The organism is Janthinobacterium sp. SUN128, assembly GCF_030587275.1.
GTDB lineage: Bacteria > Pseudomonadota > Gammaproteobacteria > Burkholderiales > Burkholderiaceae_D > Janthinobacterium > Janthinobacterium lividum.
This window is the reverse complement of sequence record NZ_JAPWHY010000001.1, coordinates 4,126,975-4,153,938: the sequence shown is the minus strand read 5'-3', so window position 1 is coordinate 4,153,938 and position 26,964 is coordinate 4,126,975. Positions and strand designations below refer to the sequence as shown.

The 26,964-nt window shown below is 61.9% G+C and carries 27 protein-coding genes; 16 read left to right on the top strand and 11 right to left on the bottom strand.

Going from position 1 to position 26,964, the window contains the following annotated elements; all coding sequences use genetic code 11:
- Window positions 1-15: 15 nt before the first annotated feature.
- The 5 genes from O3297_RS18770 to O3297_RS18750 form a co-directional block, all read right to left on the bottom strand.
- Window positions 16-2,049 carry a S9 family peptidase gene (locus tag O3297_RS18770; protein WP_305049405.1) on the bottom strand — a complete coding sequence of 678 codons (2,034 nt, stop codon included), beginning with the start codon at window positions 2,047-2,049 and terminating at the stop codon, window positions 16-18.
- Between the two features lie 142 nt (window positions 2,050-2,191).
- A complete protein-coding gene (locus O3297_RS18765; RefSeq protein ID WP_305049404.1) occupies window positions 2,192-4,240 on the bottom strand; it encodes a sodium:solute symporter family protein in 2,049 nt (682 codons plus the stop codon).
- Window positions 4,237-4,542 carry a DUF4212 domain-containing protein gene (locus O3297_RS18760; RefSeq protein ID WP_305049403.1) on the bottom strand — a complete coding sequence of 102 codons (306 nt, stop codon included), beginning with the start codon at window positions 4,540-4,542 and terminating at the stop codon, window positions 4,237-4,239. The genes O3297_RS18765 and O3297_RS18760 overlap by 4 nt, the downstream gene beginning before the upstream one ends.
- Entirely contained in the window at window positions 4,535-6,064 is a 1,530-nt protein-coding gene (locus O3297_RS18755) for a sensor histidine kinase N-terminal domain-containing protein (RefSeq protein WP_370385416.1), read from the bottom strand. The genes O3297_RS18760 and O3297_RS18755 overlap by 8 nt, the downstream gene beginning before the upstream one ends.
- 2 nt (window positions 6,065-6,066) lie before the next feature.
- Entirely contained in the window at window positions 6,067-6,801 is a 735-nt protein-coding gene (locus O3297_RS18750) for a response regulator transcription factor (RefSeq protein ID WP_034746066.1), read from the bottom strand.
- A gap of 241 nt (window positions 6,802-7,042) precedes the next feature.
- Here O3297_RS18750 and recA point away from each other — a divergent pair, with 241 nt between their 5' ends.
- From recA to O3297_RS18715, 7 genes are all read left to right on the top strand, one after another.
- Window positions 7,043-8,146, top strand: a complete 1,104-nt coding sequence (gene recA, locus O3297_RS18745; protein WP_034788660.1) for a recombinase RecA — start codon at window positions 7,043-7,045, stop codon at window positions 8,144-8,146.
- 203 nt (window positions 8,147-8,349) lie between these two features.
- On the top strand, window positions 8,350-8,805 hold the full coding sequence (gene recX / locus O3297_RS18740; protein ID WP_151097258.1) for a recombination regulator RecX: 456 nt from the start codon (window positions 8,350-8,352) through the stop codon (window positions 8,803-8,805).
- 226 nt (window positions 8,806-9,031) lie between these two features.
- On the top strand, window positions 9,032-10,570 hold the full coding sequence (locus tag O3297_RS18735) for a class I SAM-dependent methyltransferase (protein WP_034788657.1): 1,539 nt from the start codon (window positions 9,032-9,034) through the stop codon (window positions 10,568-10,570).
- 278 nt (window positions 10,571-10,848) lie between these two features.
- On the top strand, window positions 10,849-11,409 hold the full coding sequence (locus O3297_RS18730) for a DUF2889 domain-containing protein (protein ID WP_034788654.1): 561 nt from the start codon (window positions 10,849-10,851) through the stop codon (window positions 11,407-11,409).
- A gap of 72 nt (window positions 11,410-11,481) precedes the next feature.
- A complete protein-coding gene (gene sucC, locus O3297_RS18725) occupies window positions 11,482-12,651 on the top strand; it encodes an ADP-forming succinate--CoA ligase subunit beta (protein WP_034788653.1) in 1,170 nt (389 codons plus the stop codon).
- 13 nt (window positions 12,652-12,664) lie between these two features.
- Window positions 12,665-13,546, top strand: a complete 882-nt coding sequence (gene sucD, locus O3297_RS18720) for a succinate--CoA ligase subunit alpha (RefSeq protein WP_034746085.1) — start codon at window positions 12,665-12,667, stop codon at window positions 13,544-13,546.
- 213 nt (window positions 13,547-13,759) lie between these two features.
- The gene (locus O3297_RS18715; RefSeq protein WP_305049401.1) at window positions 13,760-14,224 is read left to right on the top strand and encodes a pilin; all 465 of its coding nucleotides are present in this window, start codon (window positions 13,760-13,762) and stop codon (window positions 14,222-14,224) included.
- Between the two features lie 21 nt (window positions 14,225-14,245).
- Here the strand turns inward: O3297_RS18715 and O3297_RS18710 are convergent, their stop codons facing one another.
- Window positions 14,246-14,968: a flagellar brake protein gene (locus O3297_RS18710; RefSeq protein ID WP_305049400.1), complete on the bottom strand. Its 723-nt coding sequence runs from the start codon at window positions 14,966-14,968 to the stop codon at window positions 14,246-14,248.
- A 163-nt stretch (window positions 14,969-15,131) separates the two neighbouring features.
- On the opposite strand from O3297_RS18710, the gene O3297_RS18705 reads away from it, so the two are divergent.
- Window positions 15,132-15,512 carry a DUF6713 family protein gene (locus tag O3297_RS18705; RefSeq protein ID WP_305049399.1) on the top strand — a complete coding sequence of 127 codons (381 nt, stop codon included), beginning with the start codon at window positions 15,132-15,134 and terminating at the stop codon, window positions 15,510-15,512.
- Here O3297_RS18705 and moaC read toward each other — a convergent pair whose 3' ends face one another.
- The gene (gene moaC, locus O3297_RS18700) at window positions 15,513-16,019 is read right to left on the bottom strand and encodes a cyclic pyranopterin monophosphate synthase MoaC (RefSeq protein ID WP_305049398.1); all 507 of its coding nucleotides are present in this window, start codon (window positions 16,017-16,019) and stop codon (window positions 15,513-15,515) included.
- Between the two features lie 196 nt (window positions 16,020-16,215).
- Between moaC and O3297_RS18695 the strand changes: the two genes are divergently transcribed.
- On the top strand, window positions 16,216-17,805 hold the full coding sequence (locus O3297_RS18695; protein ID WP_370385435.1) for a M48 family metalloprotease: 1,590 nt from the start codon (window positions 16,216-16,218) through the stop codon (window positions 17,803-17,805).
- A gap of 3 nt (window positions 17,806-17,808) precedes the next feature.
- Here O3297_RS18695 and O3297_RS18690 read toward each other — a convergent pair whose 3' ends face one another.
- The 4 genes from O3297_RS18690 to O3297_RS18675 all read right to left on the bottom strand — a co-directional run bounded on the left by O3297_RS18690 (window position 17,809) and on the right by O3297_RS18675 (window position 20,123).
- Window positions 17,809-18,399: a DUF2946 family protein gene (locus tag O3297_RS18690; protein WP_305049397.1), complete on the bottom strand. Its 591-nt coding sequence runs from the start codon at window positions 18,397-18,399 to the stop codon at window positions 17,809-17,811.
- A complete protein-coding gene (locus O3297_RS18685; RefSeq protein ID WP_305049396.1) occupies window positions 18,392-19,429 on the bottom strand; it encodes a YheT family hydrolase in 1,038 nt (345 codons plus the stop codon). Before O3297_RS18685 ends, O3297_RS18690 begins: the two co-directional genes overlap by 8 nt.
- Window positions 19,429-19,854, bottom strand: coding sequence for a nuclear transport factor 2 family protein (locus O3297_RS18680; RefSeq protein WP_034746103.1), 426 nt, complete (start codon window positions 19,852-19,854; stop codon window positions 19,429-19,431). The genes O3297_RS18685 and O3297_RS18680 overlap by 1 nt, the downstream gene beginning before the upstream one ends.
- A 74-nt stretch (window positions 19,855-19,928) precedes the next feature.
- Entirely contained in the window at window positions 19,929-20,123 is a 195-nt protein-coding gene (locus O3297_RS18675) for a zinc-finger domain-containing protein (RefSeq protein ID WP_034780619.1), read from the bottom strand.
- A gap of 258 nt (window positions 20,124-20,381) precedes the next feature.
- Here O3297_RS18675 and O3297_RS18670 point away from each other — a divergent pair, with 258 nt between their 5' ends.
- The 7 genes from O3297_RS18670 (at window position 20,382) to purE (ending at window position 26,953) form a co-directional block, all read left to right on the top strand.
- A complete protein-coding gene (locus tag O3297_RS18670; RefSeq protein ID WP_305049395.1) occupies window positions 20,382-21,116 on the top strand; it encodes an AzlC family ABC transporter permease in 735 nt (244 codons plus the stop codon).
- The gene (locus tag O3297_RS18665) at window positions 21,109-21,459 is read left to right on the top strand and encodes an AzlD domain-containing protein (protein WP_034780613.1); all 351 of its coding nucleotides are present in this window, start codon (window positions 21,109-21,111) and stop codon (window positions 21,457-21,459) included. The genes O3297_RS18670 and O3297_RS18665 overlap by 8 nt, the downstream gene beginning before the upstream one ends.
- A 77-nt stretch (window positions 21,460-21,536) precedes the next feature.
- Window positions 21,537-22,748, top strand: a complete 1,212-nt coding sequence (locus O3297_RS18660) for a phosphoglycerate kinase (protein WP_305049394.1) — start codon at window positions 21,537-21,539, stop codon at window positions 22,746-22,748.
- Window positions 22,749-22,860: 112 nt separating this feature from the next.
- Window positions 22,861-24,309 (top strand): pyruvate kinase, encoded by a 1,449-nt coding sequence (pyk, locus tag O3297_RS18655; RefSeq protein WP_034780607.1) that lies wholly within the window; start codon window positions 22,861-22,863, stop codon window positions 24,307-24,309.
- A gap of 82 nt (window positions 24,310-24,391) precedes the next feature.
- Window positions 24,392-25,456, top strand: a complete 1,065-nt coding sequence (fba, locus tag O3297_RS18650; protein WP_010401625.1) for a class II fructose-bisphosphate aldolase — start codon at window positions 24,392-24,394, stop codon at window positions 25,454-25,456.
- Window positions 25,457-25,560: 104 nt separating this feature from the next.
- Window positions 25,561-26,454 carry a phosphoribosylaminoimidazolesuccinocarboxamide synthase gene (locus O3297_RS18645; RefSeq protein ID WP_034780603.1) on the top strand — a complete coding sequence of 298 codons (894 nt, stop codon included), beginning with the start codon at window positions 25,561-25,563 and terminating at the stop codon, window positions 26,452-26,454.
- A 1-nt stretch (window position 26,455) separates the two neighbouring features.
- On the top strand, window positions 26,456-26,953 hold the full coding sequence (gene purE / locus O3297_RS18640; protein WP_151097242.1) for a 5-(carboxyamino)imidazole ribonucleotide mutase: 498 nt from the start codon (window positions 26,456-26,458) through the stop codon (window positions 26,951-26,953).
- Window positions 26,954-26,964 lie beyond the last annotated feature (11 nt).

The window sequence follows — 26,964 nt, the reverse complement described above, 5'->3', positions numbered from 1 at the left end:
GAACGGCCCTCCAGCCTACTCCTTTTTTGCCGGGGCGCTGTCTTTTCCAATATTTCTGTCGAGGAATTGTTCCACGCGCTGCCAGAAATCAACGCGCGTGGCCGCCAAGCCCCAACGGTCGCCTTCGTCGGCGTACAACTGCCAGTCGACGCGGGGATTGTTCTGCTTGAGCTTGTCGCGCATTTGCGTGCCCTGATAGACGGGGACTTTGCTGCCGGCCCCCCCGTAGGCCAACAGCAGGGGCTGCGTCAACTTTTCGGCCTGATACATGGGGGAGCTCGCCTTGAGCAGGGTGGCATCGTGCACGGGATCGCCGATGCGTTGCGGCATGGTGTATTGTCTTGCTTCCTCGCCCATCCGGTGATCGAGGCTCCAGTGCTGTGTAAACATTTTCGGCAAGTCGGTGATGCCGCCCCAGCTTACGCCGCAACGGAACAGGTCGCCATCCTTGATCAAGCCCATCAGGGCGGCATACCCGCCATAGGCGCCGCCGCCGATGATGCAGATGCGCTGCGGATCGGCAATGCCTTGTGCGATGGCCCAGCGTGCGCCGTCGGCCAGGTCATCCTGCATGGCCAGACCCCATTGTTTCCAGCCTGCTCGCAAATACTGGTCGCCACGGCCGCCGCTGCCGCGAAATTCGACTTGCAGCACGGCATAGCCGCGCGAAGCGAGAAATTGCCGCTCGCTCATCCAGTACCACAGGCTGCCACGTTCTGCTGGCGCACTGCGCACGAGTAGCAGCATCGGCAGTTTCTTGCCGCCCCCCTTGGGCAAGGTCAGCCAGGCAGGAATCTCCATGCCGTCGCGCGCTCGATATTGCATTAGATCGGTTTGCGCCATGTGCTCAGCATCGATGGCGGGGCGGGCGTTGCCGATCTTTTGCAATTGCCGGGTTTGCTTGTTGTAGAGCAGGAAGGCGCTGGGCTGGCGGTCCGAATATGCCGTCACGATGAGCTGCGGGCTGTCTGCCCTGGCGCTGCGTGAGATCAGGTTAATGGTCGCAGGCAATTGCGCGTCGATGTCTTGCTGCACCGCCTTCCAGTCGGCGCTGAACCATTCGGTGGTGGTGGCATCATTGGTGTAGTAGACACCCAGCAGGCGTTTCTGGTCCGTGAGGATGCCGCCGTCGAAATCATAGCCAGCCAGCGTCACCAGCGGCTTGCCCGTGACGCGGCCAGCCGCCAGGTCATAGGCATACAGGGTGCGCTTGTCGGCGCCGTTGCGGCTGCTGACATACAAGGTGCCATCGGGACCGAATTCCAGCGGCGTAATGGCGTGAGGTTCGCTGTCGTAGGCATCCTGGCTGGCGATGGCACGCCAGCGTTGCTCGCCCTGTTCAAGGTAGTAGAACGTCTTGCGCCGGCCCTCGACAGCCGTAGCCAGGCGTGGTTTGCCGTGCTGGTCGAGCAGCCAGTGAAGCACGCCTTTGGCGGGGGGCGCCACTTTTTCCCATTGCTGGGTAGTGGTATCGAGGCGCAGCAAATCGAATTGTCCGACCCTCGCCGTATTCTCATTGAACTCCTTGAACACGACGGCTTTCTGGACATAAATGACATCGGAATCCTGGGTACCGGACTGGTCCAGCAGATACACGGAGGACGGTAACTTCCTGGACGCGAAGCGCGGGTCATCCGGGATATCATCCATGGAAGCCAATTGGCGGTAATTGCTGCTATCGCGGTCGACGGCGAACATGCCCGGCGCATATTTGCGCTGGCCATCGGCCACCTGCGAGTCCCTGGTATCGAATACCAGCCGCTTGGCATTGACCCATGCCACATTGGCAATGTCGCGGTCGCTGAAGCTGGCAACGACCTTGACTTCCTGGCTGGCTACATCGAGCACGGTCAGGCGCCGGCGCCGGTTGTCGCCCATCAGCAAGATGGCGACCGCGTTGCCGTCAGGCGACAGCGTGACACTGCTGATCTGATCTTCGTCAAAGAAGGCGGTGGCGCCGATGCGTGACGGGACGATAGCTTTGGTGCTGGCGGCTGCCGTTTGGGCGAGTGCTGGCGGCGATACGATGGCCAGCAACAGGCAGGCCATTGCGGCGCGGGTGAGTGTTGCACAGCTTGCCAAAGTAATGTTGCTGGGTGTCATTCCGCCTCCAGGAAATAGTAAATAAGATATCTATTTATGCACTATTTCTTGAAGGTATCATTGTTTGTACGTTTCAACCAGCAAGGTGCTATTCCGGCGCCCGGATATGCTCGACCAGCCCCGTGCTGCGGCGTCCCGGCGCCGGTGTCAGCCAGCTGACCAGCACGGCGGCGGCCAGGCCTGCCGGCACGCCGAAGATGCCGGCGGAGATGGGGGCGATATGAAACCATTGACCGCTGGCATTACCGCCCAACATGGTGCTGGTGTGCAGCATGTAATACAGGCACACGCCAAAGCCCGTCAGCATGCCGGCCAGCGCGCCCTGGTAGTTGGCGCGTTTCCAGAACACGCCCAGTACCAGCGGCGGGAACAGGGTCGAGGCGGCCAGGGAAAACGCCACGCCCACCAGCGACAAAATGTCCGCCGGCTTTTGCGAGGCCGCATAGGCGGCGATGAAGGCCACGGCCAGCAGCAGCAATTTTGAAATCGTCACGCGCTTTTGCGTCGAGGCGCTGGGATCGACCACCTTGTAATAGATGTCGTGCGACAGGGCATTCGAAATGGCCAGCAGCAAGCCATCGGCCGTCGACAGGGCGGCAGCCAGGCCGCCGGCCGCCACCAGGCCGGAAATAACGTAAGGCAGGCCGGCGATCTCGGGCGTGGCCAGCACCAGCACGTCGGCATCGATGGATATTTCCGCCAGTTGCACGATGCCGTCGCGGTTGATGTCGACGATGCTGATCAGGGGACTGAGCTTGTCCACGTTGGCCCAGTACGACACCCAGGTGGGCAGGTTCGCGTATTGCGTGCCCACGAGAGCCGAGTAAATATCGTACTTGACCAGCACGGCCAGCGCGGGAATCGTGAGGTAGATCAACAAGATGAAGAACAGGGTCCAGAAGACGGAGACGCGCGTCTCGTGCACGGACGGCGTGGTGTAGGATCGCATGAGGATATGCGGCAGGGCGGCCGTGCCCAGCATCATGCAAAACACGAGGGCCAGGAAATTGTTGCGCTTGATGTCGGACTGCTCCCGGTCGGCGGCGGGAAATGGCTGTGCGTGCGGAATGATCGGCTCGGCGCGCTTCTGGTTGTGCGCCTGCGCGGCCTGCCACAGCGCGCGCGCTTCATCGGGACTTTTCGGATAGGCGATCAGGTAGCGCTCCGCGTTGCGGATGTCGAACAGCGAGGCATTGCGCTGGCGCAAACTGTCGAGCTGGCGCTGGGCCGTCAGACGGCCTTGTTCCCAGGAGGCGGGCAAGCCGTCGATACGCGCCTGGTAGCTGATGGAGCGCTGGCGGAAGATGGCACGCACCTCGTTTTCTTTCGGATCCGTTTCCAGCACGTGTTCGCGCGCGCTCAGTTGCGGCAACACCTTGCCGTAGGCGATCTGCGGCACGGGATTGTCCGCATGCTTGACCGACAGCCACATGGCGGGAATCAGGAAGGCGACGAGGATGATGATGTATTGCGCCACTTGCGTCCAGGTGATGGCGCGCATGCCGCCAAGAAAGGAGCAGACGAGGATGCTGGCCAGGCCCAGGAAGATGCCGACGGAAAAATCCACCCCCGTGAAGCGCGAGGCGATCAGGCCGACAGCGTAGATCTGCGCCACCACATACGTAAACGAGACGATGATGGTGGCGGCCACGGCCACCACGCGCACGCTGGCGCCCCGTTTGTCGGTACCGCTGCCATAGCGGGCGGCGAGGAAATCGGGAATCGTGTACTGGCTGAACTTGCGCAGGTAGGGGGCGATCAATAGCGCCACCAGGCAATAGCCGCCCGTCCAGCCCATGATGAAGGCCAAGCCGTCAAAGCCGTTCAGGTAGAGGCCGCCGGCCAGGCTGATGAAGCTGGCCGCCGAAATCCAGTCGGCGGCCGTGGCCATGCCGTTGAACATGGCCGGTACCCTGCGTCCCGCCACATAGTATTCGGTGACGTTCGAGGTGCGGCTGATGACGCCGATGGTGGCGTACAGGGTGATGGTGACGAGCATGAACAGGTAACCGATCCATGCGCGCGGCATGCCTTCCTGTTCCAGCACCGACAGGGCCAGCAGGAAGGCGGCAAAACCGGCCGTAAACAGCAAATAGTAGCGGCACAGGCGCGCAAAGAAGCTGCGCTGGTCGCTCATGCGTGCTCCTCTGCATGAAAAGCCCGGTCGAGGCGCTGCATGCGCCAGGCATACAAGGCGATGATGGCCAGGTACACCAGCGAGGCACCCTGGGCCGCCATATAGAAGGGCAGCGGCCAGCCAAACAGATTTAAATGCAACAGCTCGCGCGCATAAAACACGGTCAGGAAGCCCGTCAGCAACCAGACCAGCAGCAGGACGGCCGTCAGGCGCCGCGTCTTGCGCCAGTGGATATCGCGGCGCGACTGCAGTTCGGGGGTGGGCGTGCGCAACGGCACTGCGGGAAGGCTGGGCTTATCCATACGTGACCTCATCCTCTTCTGGCGCGTCCGGCAACAACAGGGCGATGCTCAGGCGCAGCAGGGTGCCCGGCAGCTTCGGCGAGTGCGCGCGCGGATTGTTAAAAATATCGACTTCGGCGCCATGCTGCTGGGCAATTTCGCGCACGATGGCCAGGCCCAGGCCGCTACCGTCGACATTGCTGCCGAGAATGCGGTAAAAGCGTTCAAAGACGTGGGCCCGCTCGGCTTGCGGTATGCCGGGGCCCGTATCTTCCACTTCCAGGATGGCCAGTTCCAGGGTGCTGCGCACGCGCACCGTGACGCTGCCGCCGGCCGGCGTGTAGCGCAGGGCATTGTCGATCAGGTTGCTCAGCAGCTCGCGCAGCATCATGGCATTGCCGGAAATCATGATCGCATAGGCGGGCTGCTCGAAGCCCAGGTCGATATGCTGGGCAAACGAGGCTTGCACCCAGTCCTGCACCACGCCGCGCGCCAGTTCGCTCAACTCGATCGGTTCGAACGCCGTGCCCGCCTGAGGCTGGTTTTCCGCGCGCGCCAGGGCCAGCAGCTGGTTGACCAGGCGCGTGGCCGCTTCCGAACTTTTCGCCAGTTGCAGCAGCGAGCGGTGGATCTCGTCGTGGTCGGTCTGGCGCAGCGCCAGCTCGGATTGCATGCGCATGCCGGCCAGCGGCGTTTTCATCTGGTGCGCGGCATCGGCGATGAAGCGCTTCTGCATGTCGATCGACAACGACAGGCGCGCCAGCATCTCGTTGAGCGAACCGACCAGCGGCGTGATTTCCTCGGGTACCTGGCCCGATTCGATGGGCGATAAATCGTCGGGCGGCCGGGCGCGTATGCGTTCCTGCAATTGTGCCAGCGGCGACAGGCCGCGCGCCAGGGCAAACCAGACCAGGGCCAGGATCACGGGCAGGATGATGAACTGCGGCAAGATCACGCCCTTGATGATTTCATTGGCCAGCTGGGCGCGTTTTTCCAGGGTTTCCGCCACCTGCACCAGCGCGCGCTGCGGCTCGTCGTTGTTGCTGGACGGAATGTCGAGATAGCTGAACGCCACGCGTACGGGCGTGCCATGGATGGTGTCGTTGCGAAACAGCACCATGCCGCTGCGGTATTTGTCGGGGTCCTGCGGCGGCGGCAAATCGCGGTCGCCGTCGAGGTATTCGCCGCGCGGACCCACCACCAGGTAATACAGGGTGTCGATATCGTCGCCGCGCAGGAAGTCGCGGCCCTTGTTGTTACTGTTCTTTTCCGGCACGCGGCGCAGCATCGCGCCGTCGGCCTGCTTGACCTGCTGCGTGAGCACGGTCACGCTGTCTTCCAGCGCATGGTCGAACGGCTGATTGGCGATGCCCTTGGCCACCAGATAGGTGATGGCGATGCTCATCGGCCACAGCAGCAGCAAGGGCGCCAGCATCCAGTCGAGGATTTCGCCAAACAGCGAATGCTCGATGGTGTCGTCCTGCTCCGTGGTGGGCGGCTCGAACCAGTCGTCGTCCGCTTCGTCCGCTGGCGCCTCGCGCACCTTCACTTGCTGGCGGGTCCGCTGGCCGGGCTTGCCGATTCGCCCGCTTCGGCGTTCAGGCGCGCCGCTTCCGAGTATTTTTCCAGGCAATAGCCGAGGCCGCGCACGGTGGCGATGCGCACGCCGCCCACCTCGATCTTCTTGCGCAGGCGGTGCACATACACTTCGATGGCGTTGTTCGACACTTCTTCGCCCCATTCGCACAGGTGGTCGACCAGCTGTTCTTTCGAGACGAGGCGGCCGGTGCGGCCCAGCAGGATTTCCAGCAAGCCCAGTTCGCGCGCCGACAGGTCGAGCATCTGGTCGTTGATGTAGGCGCTGCGCCCCACCTGGTCGTAGCTGAGGGGGCCGTGCTTGATGATGGTGGCGCCGCCGCCGGCGCCGCGGCGCGTCAGGGCGCGCACTCTTGCCTCCAGTTCCGACAAGGCGAACGGCTTGGCCATATAATCATCGGCACCGAGGTCGAGGCCATTCACGCGCTGCTCGATGGAATCGGCGGCCGTCAGGATCAGCACCGGCAGCAGCGAGGCGCGCGCGCGCAGGCGGCGCAGCACTTCCAGGCCGGACATCTTGGGCAGGCCCAGGTCGAGGATCAGCAAGTCGAATTCCTGGGTGGACAGGGCCGTATCGGCCTCCTGGCCCGTCTTGACGTAGTCGATCGCATAACCGGACTGGCGCAGCGAGCGGGTCAGGCCATCGGCCAGCACGCTGTCATCTTCGGCAAGTAAAATACGCATGGTGCACTTCCTATGCTTGCGGCGGTAGAAGTTTGTATTGTGTTTCATTTTCCGCAAGGTGGCGAGTTTTTGTGAGAAACCAGGCTTGTATTGATCTGTTTCAAAACAAATCCACGTTCCGCTTGCATTGATCACTGTTTTTTTATACAGTACTGTCTGTGTAAAGAATTTAACCCACTGGCGCTATCGCAGGCTGCGGGATTCACGTGAATCCGCAACTGTAGAACGGCTGAAAGAACATATGGACGATAAAAAAGCTGTAGTACCCGCATCGGAAAAAGCCAAGGCGCTCGCCGCCGCACTGGCGCAGATCGAGAAGCAGTTTGGCAAAGGTTCGGTCATGCGCATGGATGCCAGCGCAGCGATCGAAGAAGTGCAAGTCGTGTCGACCGGTTCGCTCGGCCTCGATATCGCGCTGGGCGTGGGCGGTTTGCCGCGCGGCCGCGTGGTGGAAATCTACGGTCCGGAATCGTCGGGTAAAACCACCCTGACCCTGCAAACCATCGCTGAGATGCAAAAACTGGGCGGCACCTGCGCCTTTATCGATGCCGAGCACGCGCTCGATGTCGGTTACGCGCAAAAGCTGGGCGTGAACCTGCATGAATTGCTGATCTCGCAACCGGATACGGGCGAGCAGGCGCTGGAAATCTGCGACGCCCTCGTGCGTTCGGGCAGCGTCGACCTCGTCGTCATCGACTCCGTGGCCGCTCTGACGCCACGCGCCGAGATCGAAGGCGACATGGGCGATTCCCTGCCAGGCTTGCAAGCGCGCCTGATGTCGCAAGCCCTGCGCAAGCTGACCGGCTCCATCAACCGCACGAATACCCTGGTCATCTTCATCAACCAGATCCGCATGAAGATCGGCGTGATGTTCGGCAGCCCGGAAACGACCACCGGCGGCAATGCGCTGAAATTCTACGCCTCCGTGCGCCTGGATATCCGCCGCACCGGCTCGATCAAGTCCGGCGATGAAGTGATCGGCAACGAAACCAAGGTCAAGGTCGTCAAGAACAAGATCGCGCCACCGTTCAAGGAAGCGCACTTCGACATCCTGTACGGCGCCGGCACCTCGCGCGAAGGCGAAATCCTGGACCTGGGCTCGGATGCCAAGATCGTGGAAAAATCCGGTTCGTGGTACAGCTACAACGGCGAACGCATCGGCCAGGGCAAGGACAACGCCCGTGCCTTCCTGCAAGAGCGTCCGGCGCTGGCCCGCGAAATCGAAAACAAGGTCCGCGCTTCGCTGGGCGTGCGCGAACTGCCGCCGCTGGCCGCTGAAAAGCCGGAAAAAGCGGATAAAGCCGCCGACAAGGCTGCCAAGGCTGCAGAAGCCAAGGCAGAGTAGGTCGGATTAGCGCGGCAAAGCCGCGCGTAATCCGACAACACCACAGACGTCAACAATGTTGTCGGATTACGGCCCAAGGGGCCTAATCCGACCTACGCGCGGCTCGCCGCATAGTATGACCACGATCGCCGTCCCGCGTTGTTGCGCCGGGCGGCGATTGTGTTTGGGTGGTGTGATCGTGGAATGAAAGACAAGGTGGGTGTATGGCCGCAGTACAACTAAGCCTGAAGGGCAGGGCGCTACGTTTTTTGTCGATGCGCGAACACAGCCGCATGGAATTGCGGCGCAAGCTGCAGCGCCATGCGCAGGAGGGCGATGATGTGGAAGCCTTGCTCGACAGCCTGGAGCAAGCCAACTGGCTGTCGCAGGAGCGTTTTTCCGAGTCGCTGATCCACCGCCGCTCGGCCCGCTTTGGCAATAGCCGCATCATGGCGGAATTGCAAAGCCATGGCATCGGGGGCGAGGCCTTGCAGGAACTCAAGGCGGGCCTGGCCGAAGGGGAGGTTGCGCGTGCCTGCGAAGTGTGGCGCCGCAAATTTGGCGAGGTGGCGCAGGATGCCGAGCAGCGCAACAAGCAGATGCGCTTCCTGATGCAGCGCGGTTTTTCCCAGCGCGCCGTGCAGGTGGCCTTGAAGGGGCTGGATCCCGACGAGGAATAAGGCAGGCGCGGGCATTCCACGGGGTCTGCGGGCGCGACGGCAAAGCCGCTTTCCCGTGTCTCTGGCCTGCCGGTCTGGCCATGCCCGTGCTTCCCCCGCCGTGCCGCCATGAACTGGGCTTTCAAACGCCGTCTGTTTCCAGGATGGTGACGCCGCGTGATCGGGTATGCTGGCGCTCGAACGCTGTGCGATGCGCGCAGCACCACTGATCGTGACAGGATGCAAGATGAGCAACTGGAATGCCGGCTATATGGCCGAAATCGCCTATACCTATGGCTATTACGAAGAATTAAATCCTTTGCGTCTGCGGCTGCCCCTGCTGGCCGCCGGCCTTGCCTTGCCTGCCAGTGGCACGGCTTGCGAGCTGGGCTTTGGCCAGGGTATCAGCGCCAACATCCATGCGGCGGCGTCCGCCACGCGCTGGCATGGCAATGATTTCAATCCATCCCAGGCTGCATTTGCCCAGGAGTTGGCCAGCGCGGCTGGCGCCGGCGCGCAGTTCACGGACGAATCGTTCGCGCAGTTTTGTCGCCGCGACGACTTGCCCGATTTCGACTTCATCTGCCTGCACGGGATCTGGAGCTGGGTCTCGGCGGAAAATCGCGCGCTGATCGTCGACTTCCTGCGGCGCAAGCTGAAAGTCGGCGGTGTCGTCTTCATCAGTTACAACACTCAGCCAGGCTGGGCCGCAATGATGCCGATGCGCGACCTGATGGCCGAACATAGCCGCGTCATGAGTGCGCCGGGCCAGGGCGTGCTGGCCAGAGTCGAAGGCGCCATCGGTTTCGTTGACAGGATGATCGCCACGCAACCGCGCTACCTGGAGGCCAACCCGCTGCTGGCCGACCGCATTGAAAAGCTCAAGGCGATGGATGGGCATTATCTTGCCCATGAGTATTTCAATGCCGACTGGCAGCCGATGGCCTTTTCCAGCGTCGCGGCCATGCTGGGCGAAGCCAAGCTCGAGTTTGCCGCGTCAGCCACCTATACCGCCCTGGTCGACATGCTGAACCTGACGGCCGAGCACCAGCAATTCCTGGCCGAGATACCCGATCCCATCTTCCGCGAGACGACGCGCGGCTTCCTTGTCAACGAGCAGTTCCGCAAGGATTACTGGGTCAAGGGCGCGCGCAGGCTGACACCGTTCGCCCAGGCCAGTGCCTTGCGGGCCGTGCGCGTGATGCTGGCCGTGCCGCGCGACGAGGTGGTGTTGAGCGTGCATGGCGTGCTGGGCGACGCCGATATGGATGAGCGCGTGTATGCGCCCGTGCTCGATGCCATGGCCGACCATCGCGTGTACACGATAGGCGAACTGGAGCAGCAACTGGCTGGCAGCGAAGCCAACCTGGCCGCCTTGCTGCAGATCATGCTGGTGCTGGTCAGCAAGGGCAGCGTACTGGCTGTCCAGGACGAGGCCGACATCGCCGTGGCGCGGCCGCAGACGGCGCGCCTGAATGCGCACCTGCTGGAACAGGCGCTGGCAAGAACCGATTTGACCATCCTCGCCAGTCCCCTGACGGGCAGCGGCGTGGCTGTACCGCATTTACAACAGCTATTCCTGTGGGCGAAACTGCAAGGTTGTTCAACGCCGCAAGAATGGGTGCGCGCGACATGGCCGGTGTTGCTGCGCCTGAAACAGTTGCTGACGAAGGACGGGCAGCCCTTGTTGACGGAAGAGGAAAACCTGGCCGAACTGCTGGCGCACGCACAGCATTTCTCTGCGCGTAACTTGCCCATTTTGCGCATACTGGGTGTGACTGACTGAGGCGCAGCGCCGGCCAGGTTGCCGGTGCTTGCACTCCTGCATTCAAGTTATTCATATTGCGAATGTTTGTCATTCATTTTGCGATTTTCACTGATAATTTGCGGCAGGCGGCCAGACCAATAAAAAATTATGTTGCGGCGCAACTAGCGCCCTATGTGCTACACTTTTAGGGTTTTTGCGGCGCCGCAGGTGCGGTTGCTGTTCGTAGAAGCTGCGAACGGCGTGCTTTATGCACATGGCTGCTTACTAATTATGGCCGCGCAAGCGGCATCGGTCTTATGCCCCTGTCAACTCCCGTATCCCGGCGCGCCCTACGGCACTCCCGTGTTATCGACGTCCAAGCGTATGTGCGCGACGACGGCCTGTGGGATATTGACGCCCATATCACCGATATCAAAAGCTATGACGCGACCCTGGCCTCCGGCCCCCGTCCCGCCGGCGCCCCTCTGCATGACCTCCATTTACGCATTACCGTCGATCGCGAACTGAACATTGTCGAGGCCGAGGCTGCCTCCGATGCCGTACCCTATCCCGGTTTTTGCGATACCATCGGCCCCGCTTACAGGGCGCTGATCGGTCTGAATTTATTGAAGAATTTCCGCCGCGACTTGAAACAGCGCCTGGCGGGAATCGCCGGCTGTACCCATTTGACCGAACTGGCGCAAGTCTTGCCGACTGCGACGGTTCAGGCATTTGCCGGCGATGTCTGGTCGACCCGTGACGGTGCGAATGCTGACTTATCGCATGAAAAGCCGTTTCAACTCGACAAATGCCACGCCCTGCGCACGGATGGCGGGGCAGTTGCACAGTATTACCCGCGCTGGGTAGCCAAGCCGTGACCCCGGCGCTTTCCTGTTTTTTTTGCACCACTAACCGTATTTTTACACATCAGTATCAGAAGGGAAGCCAGCATGAAAATCCATGAGTATCAAGCCAAAGAAATCCTCCGGCAATTCGGAGTGACGGTACCACGCGGTATTCCGTGCATGTCCGTCGAAGAAGCCGTCAAGGCTGCGGAAACCCTGGGCGGCCCGGTGTGGGTTGTCAAGGCGCAGATCCACGCAGGTGGCCGCGGCAAGGGCGGCGGCGTGAAAGTGGCAAAATCGATGGAACAGGTCAAGGAATACGCTGACCAGATCATGGGCATGCAGCTGATCACGCATCAGACCAGCGCCGAAGGCCAGAAAGTCAACCGCCTGCTGGTGGAAGAAGGCGCCGACATCAAACAGGAACTGTACGTTTCGCTGGTCACCGACCGCGTCACCCAGAAAATCGTCCTGATGGCATCGTCCGAAGGCGGCATGGACATCGAAGAAGTGGCCGAGAGCCACCCAGAGAAGATCCACCACGTCACCATCGAGCCGAGCGTTGGCCTGACCGATGCCCAGGCAGACGACATCGCGACCAAAATCGGCGTGCCTGCCGGTTCCATCGTCGACGCCCGCGTCAACCTGCAAGGCCTGTACAAGGCATACTGGGAAACCGATTGCTCGCTGGCCGAAATCAATCCGCTGATCGTCACCGGCAGCGGCAAGGTCATCGCCCTGGACGCCAAGTTCAACTTTGACCCGAACGCCCTGTTCCGTCATCCGGAAATCATCGCCCTGCGCGACCTGGACGAAGAAGATCCAGCTGAAATCGAAGCGTCGAAATTCGACTTGGCCTACATCTCGCTCGACGGCAACATCGGTTGCCTGGTGAACGGCGCCGGCCTGGCCATGGCCACCATGGACACGATCAAACTGTTCGGCGGCGAGCCAGCCAACTTCCTGGACGTCGGCGGCGGCGCCACGGCAGAAAAAGTGACCGAAGCGTTCAAGATCATGCTGAAAAACCCAGGCCTGAAAGCCATCCTGGTGAACATTTTCGGCGGCATCATGCGTTGCGACGTGATCGCCGAAGGCGTTATCGCCGCAGTGAAAGCCGTCTCGCTGAACGTACCGCTGGTCGTGCGCATGAAGGGCACCAACGAAGACCTGGGCAAAAAGATGCTGGCCGATTCCGGTCTGCCTATCATCGCAGCCGACACCATGGAAGATGCAGCCAAGAGCGTCGTTGCCGCTGCTGCCGGTCAAGCTTAATTAAGGAATCAACATGTCCATTCTGATCAATAAAGATACCAAAGTCGTTACCCAAGGGATCACCGGCAAGACCGGCCAGTTCCACACCCGCGGTTGCCGCGACTACGCGAACGGCAAAGCTGCCTTCGTGGCAGGCGTGAACCCGAAGAAAGCCGGCGAAGATTTCGAAGGCATTCCTATTTTCGCTAACGTTACCGAAGCGAAAAAAGAAACCGGCGCCAATGTTTCCGTGATCTACGTACCGCCAGCAGGCGCGGCAGCGGCGATCTGGGAAGCTGTCGAAGCTGAAATGGATCTGGCCATTTGCATCACCGAAGGCATTCCTGTGCGTGACATGATGGCCCTGAAAGACCGCATGGCTAAAGCCAACAGCAAAACCTTGCTGCTGGGCCCTAACTGCCCAGGCTTGATCACGCCAGACGAAATCAAGATCGGCATCATGCCAGGCCACATCCACAAGAAGGGCCGTATCGGCGTGGTGTCGCGTTCGGGCACCCTGACCTATGAAGCAGTGGGTCAGCTGACCGCACTGGGCCTGGGCCAATCGTCGGCAGTCGGCATTGGCGGCGACCCGATCAACGGTCTGAAGCACATCGACATCATGAAGATGTTCAATGATGATCCTGATACCGACGCGGTCATCATGATCGGCGAAATCGGCGGTCCAGACGAAGCCAACGCGGCTTATTGGATCAAAGACAACATGAAAAAACCGGTCGTCGGCTTCATCGCTGGCGTAACCGCTCCTCCAGGCAAGCGCATGGGCCACGCCGGCGCGCTGATCTCGGGCGGTGCCGATACGGCACAAGCCAAGCTGGAAATCATGGAAGCTTGCGGCATCACCGTGACCAAAAACCCGTCGGAAATGGCGCGTCTGCTGAAAGCCATGCTGTAATTCCAGCCCGGTCACCGCAGTACAAAAAAGGAGCTTCGGCTCCTTTTTTTTGTCCGCAAGACAGGCCGCATCCCGGCCCGGAACGACGGCGCTGGTCCGAACCGGCCCAAATGTGTCGCTTTTCTTTCCACGTGCGCCGCCGCTGCCCGGGCGCGCCGCTGGCATGGCGCTTGCACCATGCACGGCGTGAGCAATGCACAATGGGAGGATACGATGCGCGCGCAAAGCGGATTTACCCTGATAGAACTGATGATCGTGGTAGCCATCGCCGGTATCCTGGCGGCCGTGGCCATTCCCCAATATGGCGACTACACGATGCGGGCCAAGGTCAGCAATGTGCTGGCGGCCGCTGCCCCCTTGAAAACGGCCGTGGCCCTGTGCGTGCAGGAAAACGGCGGGCTGGCCACCGCCTGCAGCACCCCCACCCAGGCCGTGCCCAGCGCCATCCCCGTGTTCAGTGCCACGCGCGAAGTGGCCAGCGCCACAGTGGACAAGGGCGATATCGTGCTGACCCTGGCGGCCGACCTGGGCACGGGTATCGGCGGACAAACCGTGACGATGACCATGAAGCCGGGCACGAGCAGCCTGACCTGGTTCAATAGCACCACCGTGACGAATGCGGCAGCGAAGGAAGCGATTACCAAAAACAACATTCCCGAGGTGACGCCGACGCTGTAAGTGGGGTCTGCCTTGCCAGCGTCAGACGATTTTTTGCCGGTCCGCGATCAGCGCTTCATAGGTGAGGTTTTGCAGCAGGGTGTAGTGGGTCGGTTCCAGGTCGATGAATTGGACGCCATACGTATAGATTTCCGCCACGCCGGCGGCATGGCTATTCGACGGCTTGCCCACGCTGACGTTCTGGATGCGGGCGCGCGTGTTGACGCGCATCTGGTGCTTGTTCGGCTGCACCAGCAGGGTAAAGCTCAGTGCCACGCCTTCGTCATCGGGCGTGAGCATACTGGGCGCCTCGATCAGCGCGCCCGAGACGCTGAGGTTGACGATGAACACGGGCACGGCCGCCACATCGCGATAGCTCAGCTGCGCGGGAATTTCCACTTTCACGCGCATGGCCGTGCGCAGGCTGGTGCCCTGGATGGCATCGGGAAAGCTCAGGTGAACATAATTGAGGGGGCGGCCAAAGATGCGCAGCACGCTGCAGGAAAACGAACAGACGGTGACGCCGGAAAACACGCGGATGGTCAGCTTGTCGCCTTCGTTGAGGACGATGGACGCGCCGTTTTCCATGGGAATCTTGACGATCAGGTACTCGTCTTTCACATAGCCGATCACGGTCGAGAAATGCTGGATGGGCTTGATGGTGCGGTGCGTGATGAACTGGATGCGTCCCCCCACCTGCAGATTCATGGCCTCGAATTCGAAGTCCTGGAGCTTGCTTTCCGCGGCGGGCTTGTTGCTTGTCATGCGATGCTCATCTGGATATGGACGATTCGCAGTATGCATGATTTCTTGATGAAAAAGCATTTATATCAATGAAATTCATATTGGCATTGAAAAATGCCATGCACAGGTGCAGGTACGCGGTTCAGGCTTTACAATTACGTCAATATTGACGAACGTAAACCTTATGCAACGCAGCTACTTCTGGACCATGTTGTTCCTGATCTTGCATCAAATCGACGCTGCCTACTGGAAAGAGTGGGAGATGTTTCATGTGCCGGGCGGCGTGCAGGGTTTTCTCGTGTTTAACCTGGCGGCGATTGCCGTGGTGCTGGCCGGTTACCGGCATGTGTTGCTGAACACCCGACACGCGTCCCGCTATGCGGCAGTATGCGCCGTGCTGGGCGTGGGAACGTCTCTGATCCACGCCGGCTTTGCGCTGGCGGGGCTGCAACAGTTCCACTTGCCCCTGTCCGTGGCCGTCATCGCGCTATGCCTGCTGTGTGGCGCCTGGCTGCTGCGCGACCTGCGCCGCGTCAAGCTCCATCTTGCGCGCCAGGCAGCGTGATTACACCTCGGCGTGCCAATCGCCCGACTTGCCGCCATGCTTTTCCAGCACGCGCACATTCGTCATGACCATGCCCCGGTCGACGGCCTTGCACATGTCGTAGATCGTCAATAAGCCGATCTGCACGGAAGTGAGCGCTTCCATTTCCACGCCCGTCTTGCCCGTCGTGTCGACTTGGGCGCGGCAGTGCACGCTGTTGGCCGCTTCGTCCACTTCAAAATCGACGGTGACGCGCGTGAGGGCCAGCGGGTGGCACAGGGGAATCAGGTCGCTGGTGCGCTTGGCGCCCATGATGGCGGCGATGCGGGCGATGCCCAACACGTCGCCTTTCTTGGCGGTGCCGGAAATAATCAAGGCCAGGGTGGCGGGCTGCATGCGGATGGTGCCGGCGGCCACGGCGCTGCGGCGCGTGTCTTCCTTGCTGCCCACGTCCACCATATGGGCCTGGCCCGTGGCGTCGAAATGGGTCAATTCCCCGGCGGGGGCTTGCTTGTTTGCTGTTGTCATGGCGTCAAAATAGGTGAGGGGTGGGGGCGCGGCACGCCTGACCACGACGTCATGTCACTGGCATGGCGCATGCTTGGTGCGTGGGAATGGGTGCCGCGAACAAGGTATGATAGCACCCGTGAATTCAAAAACTTCCCTTCCGATCGTCCTTGAAAACGCCGCTCCGGCATGGCTGCGCGGCTCACGTCGCGTATCGGTGCTGGCCATCCTCTGCTGCGCTGCGCCCTGTGCGCTGGCGCAAACCTATACCTCCGCGCCAGCGGCGCCGGCTGCCAGCGTGTCCGCCAAGCCGGCCAGCAGCTGGACGCCGCTGGCCGTGCCGCCGGCGCCGAACCTGCCGAACCTGGGCGACACGTCGCGCGAAGACCTGTCGCCGGCGATGGAGCGCAAGATCGGCGAGGAAATCATGCGCGGCATCCGCGGCGACCGCGACTACCTTGACGATGCGCCCTTGCTGGAATACCTGAATACCTTCGGCAACGCGCTCGTGGCGGCGCGCCCCAGCGTGCGCGGCGAAACGAATTACGACTATTTCTTCTTTGCCGTGCGCGATCCCCAGCTGAACGCGTTTGCCTTGCCGGGCGGCTTCATCGGCGTGCACTCGGCCCTGGTGCTGGCGGCGCAAACGGAGGCGGAACTGGCTTCCGTGCTGTCGCACGAGATCGGCCACGTGGCGCAGCGCCATATCGCGCGCATGCTGGGCCAGCAGCGCCAGGATGCCCTGATGCCGCTGGCGGCCATGCTGCTGGCGGCGCTCGCTTCACGGGCGGGCGGCGACGTGGCGATGGGCGTGTTTGCCGCCGGCCAGGGCCTGGCCATCCAGCGCCAGCTCAATTTTGGCCGCGACGCCGAACGCGAGGCGGACCGCATCGGCTTCCAGATCATGGGCGAGGCCGGTTTCGATACCACCGGCATGGTGGCCTTCTTCGGCCGCATGCAGGCGGCCAGCCGTTCGTACAGCGACCTGATGCCCGCCTACCTGCAGACCCACCCGCTGACGACGGAACGCATCGCCGACATCCAGGCGCGCATCCGCGAACAGCCCTATAAGCAGCGTGCGGACAGCCTGAGTTTTCACCTGGCCCGGGCTCGCGCCCGCGTGCTGCAGGATGAAAGCGTGCAAGGCCTGTTGAACGCCAAGGCCGTCTTCAAGACGCAGCTGGAACAGCAAAGCCGCTTCCAGGTGACGGCCGCCCACTATGGCTTGTCCTTTGTTGCCGTCAAGCAGGGCAAGCCGGCGGAGGCGCAAAAGGAACTCGATGCGGCCAATGCGGCCCTGCACCAGCCGGCCGGGCCGAACGTGTTTACCTCGGGCGGCACGCAGGATCCCAATTCCCTGCTGGCGGCGATGGCGCTGGAAGTGCTGTTGATGCCGGCGCAAAAGAAGGAAGTGGCGCAACAGGCCCTGAAGGCGGCGGACGCTGCGCGCCAGCAGTTTCCCCTCTCGCGCGGCATTGCCCACCAGTATGCGGAAGCGCTGATGGCTGCCGGCAAGCTGGAGCAATCCACCCTGTATCTGCGCGACCAGGTGCAGCTCTACAAGGAAGAGCCGGAACTCTACGATTTATTGGCGAAAGCCTATGCGGACCAGGGCAAGATGACCTTGCAGCACATGGCGCTGGCCGAATCCTACGTGCTGCAGGGCGCCACCATGGCCGCGCTGGACCAGCTGACGATCGCCCGCAAATCGACGGACGCGACCTTTTATGACCAGGCCGTGATCGATGCGCGCGAGCGGGAATTGCAGGAAAAGCGCCGCGAACAGATCAAGGACCAGAAGGGCTGACTTTTATTCGGCTTGCGGCGCCTGCTGGAAGCCGAAGGTCTGCGGTACGCTGGCATAGGCCAGCGGCTGCACGGCAATCTCCTTGCCGTTATGCAATAACATCAAATTACCTTGCGCATCTTCCAGCCAGGCCAGCAGCGCTTCGTCGCCCACCGCTTGCCCGTCGAGGCGCAGCGCGGGCAGCACCTGCGCCATGTCGCGGTCATCGACCTGTGCCACGATGTCGCCGTGGCGCAGGATCAGCGCGCCGTTATCGCACCAATACGCTTGCTCGATCTGTTCCAGCGGCGCACCCGTCTGCAAGACAAAACCGTGCTGCGGGTCGCTGCGGGCGATATACGGCGTCGCTTCCAGATTCAGATACACGCGCTGTGGGCCGTTCTGGAAAAACCAGCAACCGCGTTCGTCATGATCGTAATTGCGGTTGATAAATCCCAACAGGGCCACGTGGGCGATCTTGTCGCCCGGCAGTTGTTGCTGTTGCGTATGCTGGTCGCGCATGCGCCAGTGGCCGCGCGCGTCCAGGCCCAGCCAGCCGTAGCAGTGGGGCACGTTCGGCCATTTGGCCAGGGCCTGCTTGACGAGTTCATCCATGTGTAGCGTTTTCCGTGTGAGTGCGCGTGCCGTCAGCGTGACAGGTTTGCGGCGCCGATGGCGCCGTGTTGCCGCCTTCAAAAAAATGGATCAGGCGTTGCGGCAGCCAGCGTGTGCTTCCCGGCAACTTGCCAGCGACAAAGCCGACGTGGCCGCCGTGGCGCGGATATTCGAGCGTGACCTGCGGCGCGGCGCTGCGCGGCAAGAAGCGCCCGGGCAGGAAGGGGTCGTTCTGTGCATTCAGCACCAGGGTCGGCACGGTAATGTCGTGCAAGACGTGCTTGGCGCTGGCGCGGTGCCAGTAATCGTCGGCGTCGCGGTAGCCGTGCAGGGGCGCCGTGACGACATTGTCGAAGGCGTGCAAGTCGCGCGCGGCCAGCATGGCGTCGCGCGCAAACAGGCCGGGAAACTGTTCCAGCTTGGCCAGGCATTTCGGCTTGAGCGTGTTCAGGAACATGCGCGTGTAGAGCCGGTTGGCGCCGGAGGACAGGGCCTTGCCCCCTTGCGCCAGGTCCAGCGGGGCGGACACGGCCGCCGCCGCATCGATGAAATCGGCCTGGTGCTGCGACTGGCCCAGCCAGCACAGCAGGGCATTGCCGCCCAGCGACACGCCGGCCGCGTAAAATTTTCCCGTGGCGCGCGGGCGCAGCGTGCGCACGACCCAGTCCACTTCCTGCGCGTCGCCCGAATGGTAGAAGCGTGGCGCCAGGTTCGCTTCGCCGGAGCAGCCGCGAAAATGCGGCACGGCGCCCGACCAGCCGCGCGCCGCCACCTCGGCCATCAGGGCGCGCGCGTAATGGCTGTTCGACGAGCCTTCCAGGCCGTGGAACAGCACCACGAAGGGCTGGCCCGGCTGGCCGTCGACCAGGTCGACGTCGACGAAGTCGCCATCGGGCGCTTGCCAGCGTTCACGACGGAAGGCCACGGCCGGCTTGGCGAGGCACACGGCCGGATAAATCGTCTGCGCGTGGCCGCCAGGCAGCCAGAGCGGGGCGGTGTAGGGGGCGTTGTAGATAAGAGGCAAAGACATCAGTGCAGGATCTGCGTCCCCGCGGCGTCGGCCGGTGCGCCGCCGGGGGCGATGGAGGCGTGGTGCAGCACGATGCGCCAGCCGCGCGGCGTTTTTACATACACATTCGTCGCCAGCAGATGCGCCGGACCGCCTTCTTCCTGGGTGACGCCTTCGATCACCGTGTGCACTGAACTCATCAGATTGTGCGTTTCATGCAGCTGCGCCGGCACGATGTGCAGGCCGCCGCCCGCCAAAATGGTTTCCCACGAGGCGCGGATGGCGGCGTGGCCGATCAGGCGCGCGCCGCCCGGGTGGATGCAGACGATCTCTTCATCGTCGGCCCATAGCGCCATCAGCGCTTCGAGGTCGGCGCGGTGCAAGGCATCGTAGAACGCCGCTTCGACTTCGGCGGCGCTGCCATTGAGTTCTTTCAGACGTTTCATGACGACTCCGGCTTGATCGGTACAGCTAGCTGTGTAAATGAAAACGGCGCGCTGGGGGCGCGCCGCTGGGCAGTTTAATGATGGCCGGCGCTGGCGCCTTCCTTCAGGGTGTAGGCCGTGCCGCAGTAAGGGCACTTGGCGATACCGTCCTTGTTGAATTCCAGGAACACACGCGGATGCGACGACCACAGCGGCATGGCCGGGTTAGGGCAGTGGGCTGGCAGGTCTTTACTGTCGAGTTCGACCGCTGGCTGGGTGGTTTTTGTCATCTTGTCATGCTCCGTGAGGCTGTATGGAAGGAAGTCGGCTGCTGCCAAAACCACGATTTTAACGGATTCAGGCAGACAGCAAAAATCATGGCTAAAATGGCGGCTCGATCATCTTCGGCTGCGGCGCGGGTTTTTGCGGAAATATGGCAGCTGCAGCGCCACACTGACTGGATTTGCCTTGCCGGTATCACCGTTGCGGAGCCTTTCTCCGCGCACCATTGTTGTGCAGTTACCACAATACGCCTGCAGGAGCATCGCGTGAACGCCGTCCCGGCCGCCAGCGACGATGCCCTGCTGAAAGATGCCTGGCGCGCCGGGTTGAACCTGGGTGCGCCTACCCTGCTGGGCATCGCCGCCTGGGGCATGGTGGTGGGCGTGGCCATGGTGAAAAGCGGCCTGACTGTCGCGCAGGCGGGGGCCATGACCCTGTTTGTCTTTGCCGGTTCGGCCCAGCTCGCGTCCTTGCCCCTGCTGGCCGCGCAGGCGCCCGTGTGGGTGATCTTTGCCACGGCCCTCGTCGTTAATTTGCGTTTTGTCATCTTTTCCGTGCTGCTGGCCCCCCATTTTTCCCATCTGCCGTGGCGCCAGCGCTTTGCGCTCGGCTATGTGGCGGGCGACATCACGGTGGGCCTGTTCCTGCAGCGCTACCCCCATGAAACGCCGGACTCGGCCAAGCTGCCTTTCCTGAAAGGCTTGATCTATCCCAACTGGCTGGCCTGGCAAATCGGTTCCTTCATCGGCATCGTGCTGGGCGCCGTCGTGCCGGCCGAATGGGGGCTGGGCTTTGCCGGCACCCTGGCGATCCTGTGCGTGACGGTGCCGCTGATCCTCAGCCGCGCCGCCCTGTGCGGCGTGCTGGTGGCGGGCGCGGTGGCCGTGCTGGCCTTCAGTCTGCCGTATAAGCTGGGCTTGCTGGTGGCCGTGGTGGTGGGCATGGTCAGCGCCATGGCCGTGGAAGAGTTGACAGAAAAATGGACAAAACGCCATGTTTGACGGCATAGACTGGGGCAGGGCCGACGTGTGGATCGCCATCGCCGTGCTGGTAGTGGCGACAGCCGCCACGCGCAGCACCTTCTGGCTGATCGGCCATCACATCACCATTCCGCGCCGCGTGGGCGAGATGCTGCGCTATGCGCCGGCCTGCGCGCTGGCGGCCATCATCGCGCCCGACATGCTGATGGAGGGGCAGCAAGTGCACCTTGAATTGTCGAATTTGAAACTGTTATCCGGTATTGCCGCTACGCTCTTTTTTGTGATCCGCCGCAATATGCTGCAAACCATCGTGTTTGGCATGCTGGTTTTCACGGGCTTGCGACTGTTGCACGTTTTTCAGTAAAGCAGGACAAATCGGGGATTTGCGCTGGGCATTGCGGTAAAATAGCGCACTTCCTTCCACTCGTCATCTGGATCGCCATGTCAGCTGTTCTCAACTTCATTCGTCTGCAAGATTTGATCGCCCAAAATGCACTGCAAGGCAAGCGCGTGTTTATCCGCGCCGACCTGAACGTCCCGCAAGATGACAGTGGCAAGATCACCGAAGACACGCGCATCCGCGCCTCGGTGCCGGCCATCCGCGCCGCGCTGGACGCTGGCGCCGCCGTCATGGTGACGTCGCACCTGGGCCGTCCGACGGAAGGCGAGTTCAAGCCGGCCGACAGCCTGGCGCCCGTGGCCGCCCGCTTGTCCGAGCTGCTGGGCCAGGAAGTTGCATTGAAGCAAAATTGGGTCGACGGCGCCGGCCTGGAATCCCTGGCTGCCGGCCAGGTCGTCCTGCTGGAAAACGTGCGCGTCAACAAGGGCGAAAAGAAAAACAGCGATGAGCTGGCGCAAAAAATGGCGACATTGTGCGATATCTACGTCAACGACGCGTTCGGCACGGCCCACCGCGCGGAAGCGTCCACGCACGGCATCGCCAAGTTCGCCCCCGTCGCCTGCGCCGGCCCCTTGCTGGCCGCCGAACTCGATGCACTGGGGAAAGCTTTGCACGCGCCAGCCCGCCCATTGCTGGCTATCGTTGCTGGTTCGAAAGTATCGAGCAAGCTGACCATTTTGAAAGCCCTGTCCGACAAGGTCGATAACCTGATCGTCGGCGGCGGCATCGCCAACACCTTCATGAAGGCCGTCGGCTTGAACGTCGGCAAGTCGCTGGTGGAAGCGGAACTCGTCGAGGAAGCCAAGGCCATCATCGAGATCATGGCCAAGCGCGGCGCGCAAGTGCCGATTCCTGTCGATGTCGTGTGCGCCAAGGAATTCTCGCCTGCGGCCGTTGCCACCGTCAAGGACGTGGCCGACGTGGCGGACGACGACATGATCCTCGATATCGGCCCGAAAACGGCGGCCCTGCTGGCACAGCAGATCGCCGCCGCCGGCACCATCGTCTGGAACGGCCCGGTCGGCGTGTTCGAATTCGACCAGTTCGGCAACGGCACCAAGACCCTGGCCATGGCCATCGCCGATTCGAAAGCATTCTCCATCGCTGGCGGTGGCGACACCCTGGCGGCGATTGCCAAATACGACATTACCGATAAAATCAGCTATATCTCGACGGGCGGCGGCGCTTTCCTGGAGTTCTTGGAAGGCAAGACTTTGCCCGCAGTAGAAATTCTCATGCAACGTGCTGGCTGATAAAGCCTGACTGTAGTGCAATACCAAGCGCAGCCTGACCGCTGCGCTTTTACCTTGCCGGATGCAGCATCGAGCCGGCCTTGCTCACCTTCGCTCGCGCACAAGGACTCCTATGCCACGCGGTACAAAAATCGTAGCAACAATCGGCCCTGCCTCCACCGACTTCGATATCCTGGTGAAGATGATACGTGCGGGTGTCGACGTGGTGCGTTTGAATTTTTCCCACGGCAAGGCACAGGACCATATCGACCGCGCGGCGCTGGTGCGTCTGGCGGCGGCCGAGTGCGGGCGCGAAGTGGCGATCATGGCCGACATGCAAGGGCCGAAGATTCGCGTCGGCAAGTTTGAAAACACGCGCATTCAGCTCGAAGCGGGAGAGCGCTTCATCCTCGACGCCAAGTGGGGCGAAAACGGCGAACTGGGCAACCAGGAACGCGTCGGCCTCGACTACAAGGCCCTGCCGCGCGATTTGCACAAGGGCGACGTGCTGCTGCTGAACGACGGCCTCATCGTGCTGATCGTCGAGCGTATCCACGGCAGCGAAATCCACACCACCGTCAAGATCGGCGGCGAGTTGTCGAACAACAAGGGCATCAACCGCCAGGGCGGCGGCCTGTCCGCGCCCGCGCTGACGGCCAAGGATATGGAAGATATCAAGACGGCCATGAGTTTCCAGGCCGACTATCTGGCCATTTCCTTCCCGAAATGCGCGACCGACATGGAAATGGCGCGCCAGCTGGCCAATATCGCCGGCGAACCGTACCACCACAAGCCGATGATGATCGCCAAGATCGAGCGCGCGGAAGCCATTCCCGCGCTGCAGGAAATCCTCGATGCGTCCGACGGCATCATGGTGGCGCGGGGCGACCTGGCCGTGGAAGTGGGCAATGCGGCCGTGCCGGCCTTGCAGAAACGCATGATCAAGATGGCGCGCGCGTCGAACAAGCTGGCCATCACGGCCACGCAGATGATGGAATCGATGATCGTCAACGCCGTGCCGACCCGAGCGGAAGTGTCCGACGTGGCCAATGCCGTGCTCGATGGCACGGACGCCGTCATGACGTCGGCCGAAACGGCCTCGGGCAAGTACCCGATCGAGACGGTGGAAATGATGGCCGCCATCTGCGTGGAAGCGGAACAGTCCGAATACAACAAGCTCGATGCCGATTTCCTCAACGTCACATTTACCCGCATCGACCAGTCGATCGCGTATGGCGCGCTGTTTACGGCCCACCACTTGCGCGTCAAAGCCATCGTGGCGCTGACGGAATCGGGTTCCACCGCCTTGTGGATGAGCCGCCACAGTATCGATACGCCGATCTATGCACTCACGCCCAGCGTGACGACTTTGCGCAAAGCCGCGCTGTACCGCAATGTTCGGGCGTATCATCTGATGCAGAACGCCCCCAGCGCGCAAGTGCTGAAGCAGGCGGAAGAGCTGCTGGTGGCGCAGGGCATCGTCCGCAAGGGCGACATGATCGTCGTCACCTGGGGCGAGCCGATGGGCCAGGTGGGCGGCACGAATGCCTTGAAGATTGTAACAGTGGGCGAATTTGAATAAGGCCCAAGAATTCAGGCGCCGGCGCGGTTATTGACCACCGCGAAGCGCCGCAACGGTTTCTATTGTTATCTGGAGTATTACCATGTCTCTCGTATCCATGCGTCAACTGCTGGACCATGCCGCCGAAAACGGTTATGGCATTCCTGCTTTCAACGTCAACAACCTGGAGCAAGTGCAAGCCATCATGGCTGCCGCCGATGCGCTCAACAGCCCGGTGATCATGCAAGCGTCCGCTGGCGCGCGCAAGTACGCCGGTGAAGCGTTCCTGCGCCACCTGATCGACGCCGCCGTCGAAGCGTATCCGCACATTCCCGTCGTCATGCACCAGGATCACGGCCAGTCGCCGGCCGTCTGCATGGCCGCCATCCGCTCGGGCTTCACGTCCGTCATGATGGACGGTTCGCTGGAAGCGGACGGCAAGTCGGTCGCTTCGTACGAATACAACGTGGAAGTGTCGCGTGAAGTGGTGAAATTCTCGCACGCCATCGGCGTGACGGTGGAAGCGGAACTGGGCGTGCTCGGTTCGCTGGAAACCATGAAGGGCGACAAGGAAGACGGCCACGGCGCCGACGGCACCATGACCCGCGAGCAACTGCTGACGGACGTGGCGCAAGCGGCCGACTTCGTGCAGCGCACCCAGTGCGACGCCCTGGCGATCGCCATCGGCACCTCGCATGGCGCCTACAAGTTCACGCGCAAGCCAACGGGCGACATCCTGGCCATCGACCGCATCAAGGAAATCCACGCGCGCATCCCGAACACCCACCTGGTGATGCACGGTTCCTCGTCGGTACCGCAGGAATTGCTGGCCATCATCCGCGAATTCGGCGGCGACATGAAGGAAACCTACGGCGTGCCAGTCGAGGAAATCCAGGAAGGCATCCGTCACGGCGTGCGCAAGATCAACATCGACACCGACATCCGCCTGGCGATGACGGCCGCGATCCGCAAGTATCTGTTCGAGAACCCGTCGAAATTCGACCCGCGCGACTTCCTGAAGCCAGCCCGCACCGCCGCCGAGCAAATCGTGCGCGCGCGCATGCAGGCTTTCGGCTGCGAAGGCCAGGCGTCGAAAATCAAGGTCATCACGATGGAAAAAATGGCCGAGCGCTACAAGGCCGGCGAGCTGTCGCAAATTGTGAAGTAAAATTCTGTCTGGAACGGGCCGGATGCAATGCTCCGTGCCCGATTTTCTCGACCGGCGGGCACCCCCTGCCTGCCGGTTTCGTTTCATCCAACTATTCCCCCGCTATGAACAGCCTCTATCAGACTTCCATCCACTCCCTGCCATTGCTGGGCCACGGCAAGGTCCGCGACAACTACGCCGTTGGCGACGACAAGATCTTGATCGTCACCACGGACCGCCTGTCGGCCTTCGATGTCGTCATGAACGAGCCTATCCCCGGCAAGGGCAAGGTTCTCAACCAGATGAGCGACTTCTGGTTCGAGAAACTGGGCCATATCGTGCCGAACCACCTGACCGGCGTGGCGCCGGAATCCGTGGTGGCGCCCGAGGAAGTGGAGCAAGTCAAGGGCCGCGCCGTGGTGGCCAAGCGCTTGAAACCGATCATGGTCGAGGCAGTCGTGCGCGGCTACATCATCGGTTCGGGCTGGAAAGATTACCAGGACACGGGCAGCATCTGCGGCATCGCCTTGCCAGCCGGCCTGCAGCAAGCGGAAAAACTGCCGGAACCGATCTTTACCCCGGCAGCGAAGGCCGAACTGGGCGAGCATGATGAAAACATCAGCTTTGCTGAAATGGAAGAGCGCATCGGCGCCGACCTGGCCGCCAAGATGCGCGATGTGGCCATTGCCCTGTACAAGACGGCCGCCGAATACGCTGCCACGCGCGGCATCATCATCGCCGACACCAAGTTTGAATTCGGCCTGGACGACAATGGCGTCATGCATCTGATGGATGAAGTACTGACGGCCGATTCATCGCGCTTCTGGCCTGCCGATTCGTATCAGCCTGGCATTTCGCCACCGTCGTTCGACAAGCAGTTCGTGCGCGACTACCTGGAAACCCTGACCTGGGGCAAGACCGCACCGGCGCCAGCCCTGCCGGCCGACGTCATCGAAAAAACCCAGGCCAAGTATTTCGAAGCCATCGAACGCCTGACGGGCGAGAAGCTGAAGGCCTGAGATGAGCGAGCAAAATAAGCCGCTGGTCGGCGTCATCATGGGTTCGTCCTCGGACTGGGAAGTGATGCAGAATGCGGTTGCCATCCTGAAACAGTTCGGCGTGCCGTACGAAGCGCAAGTCATTTCCGCGCACCGCATGCCCGACGAAATGTATGCGTACGCGAAAAGCGCGCGCGCGCGCGGCTTGCGCGCCATCATCGCCGGCGCCGGCGGCGCGGCCCACCTGCCTGGCATGGTGGCCGCGATGACCATCGTCCCGGTACTGGGCGTGCCCGTGCCATCGAAATACTTGCGTGGCGAAGATTCCATGCTGTCCATCCTGCAAATGCCCAAGGGCGTGCCGGTCGCCACCTTCGCCATCGGCGAAGCGGGTGCGGCAAATGCGGCGCTGACGGCGGTGGCGATGCTTGCGGCCAATGACGACGCCCTGGCCGAGCGTCTGGAAGCCTTCCGCACCACGCAAACGGCCGCCGCCAAGGCCATGGTCTTGCCTGAATAATGTGTTTGAAA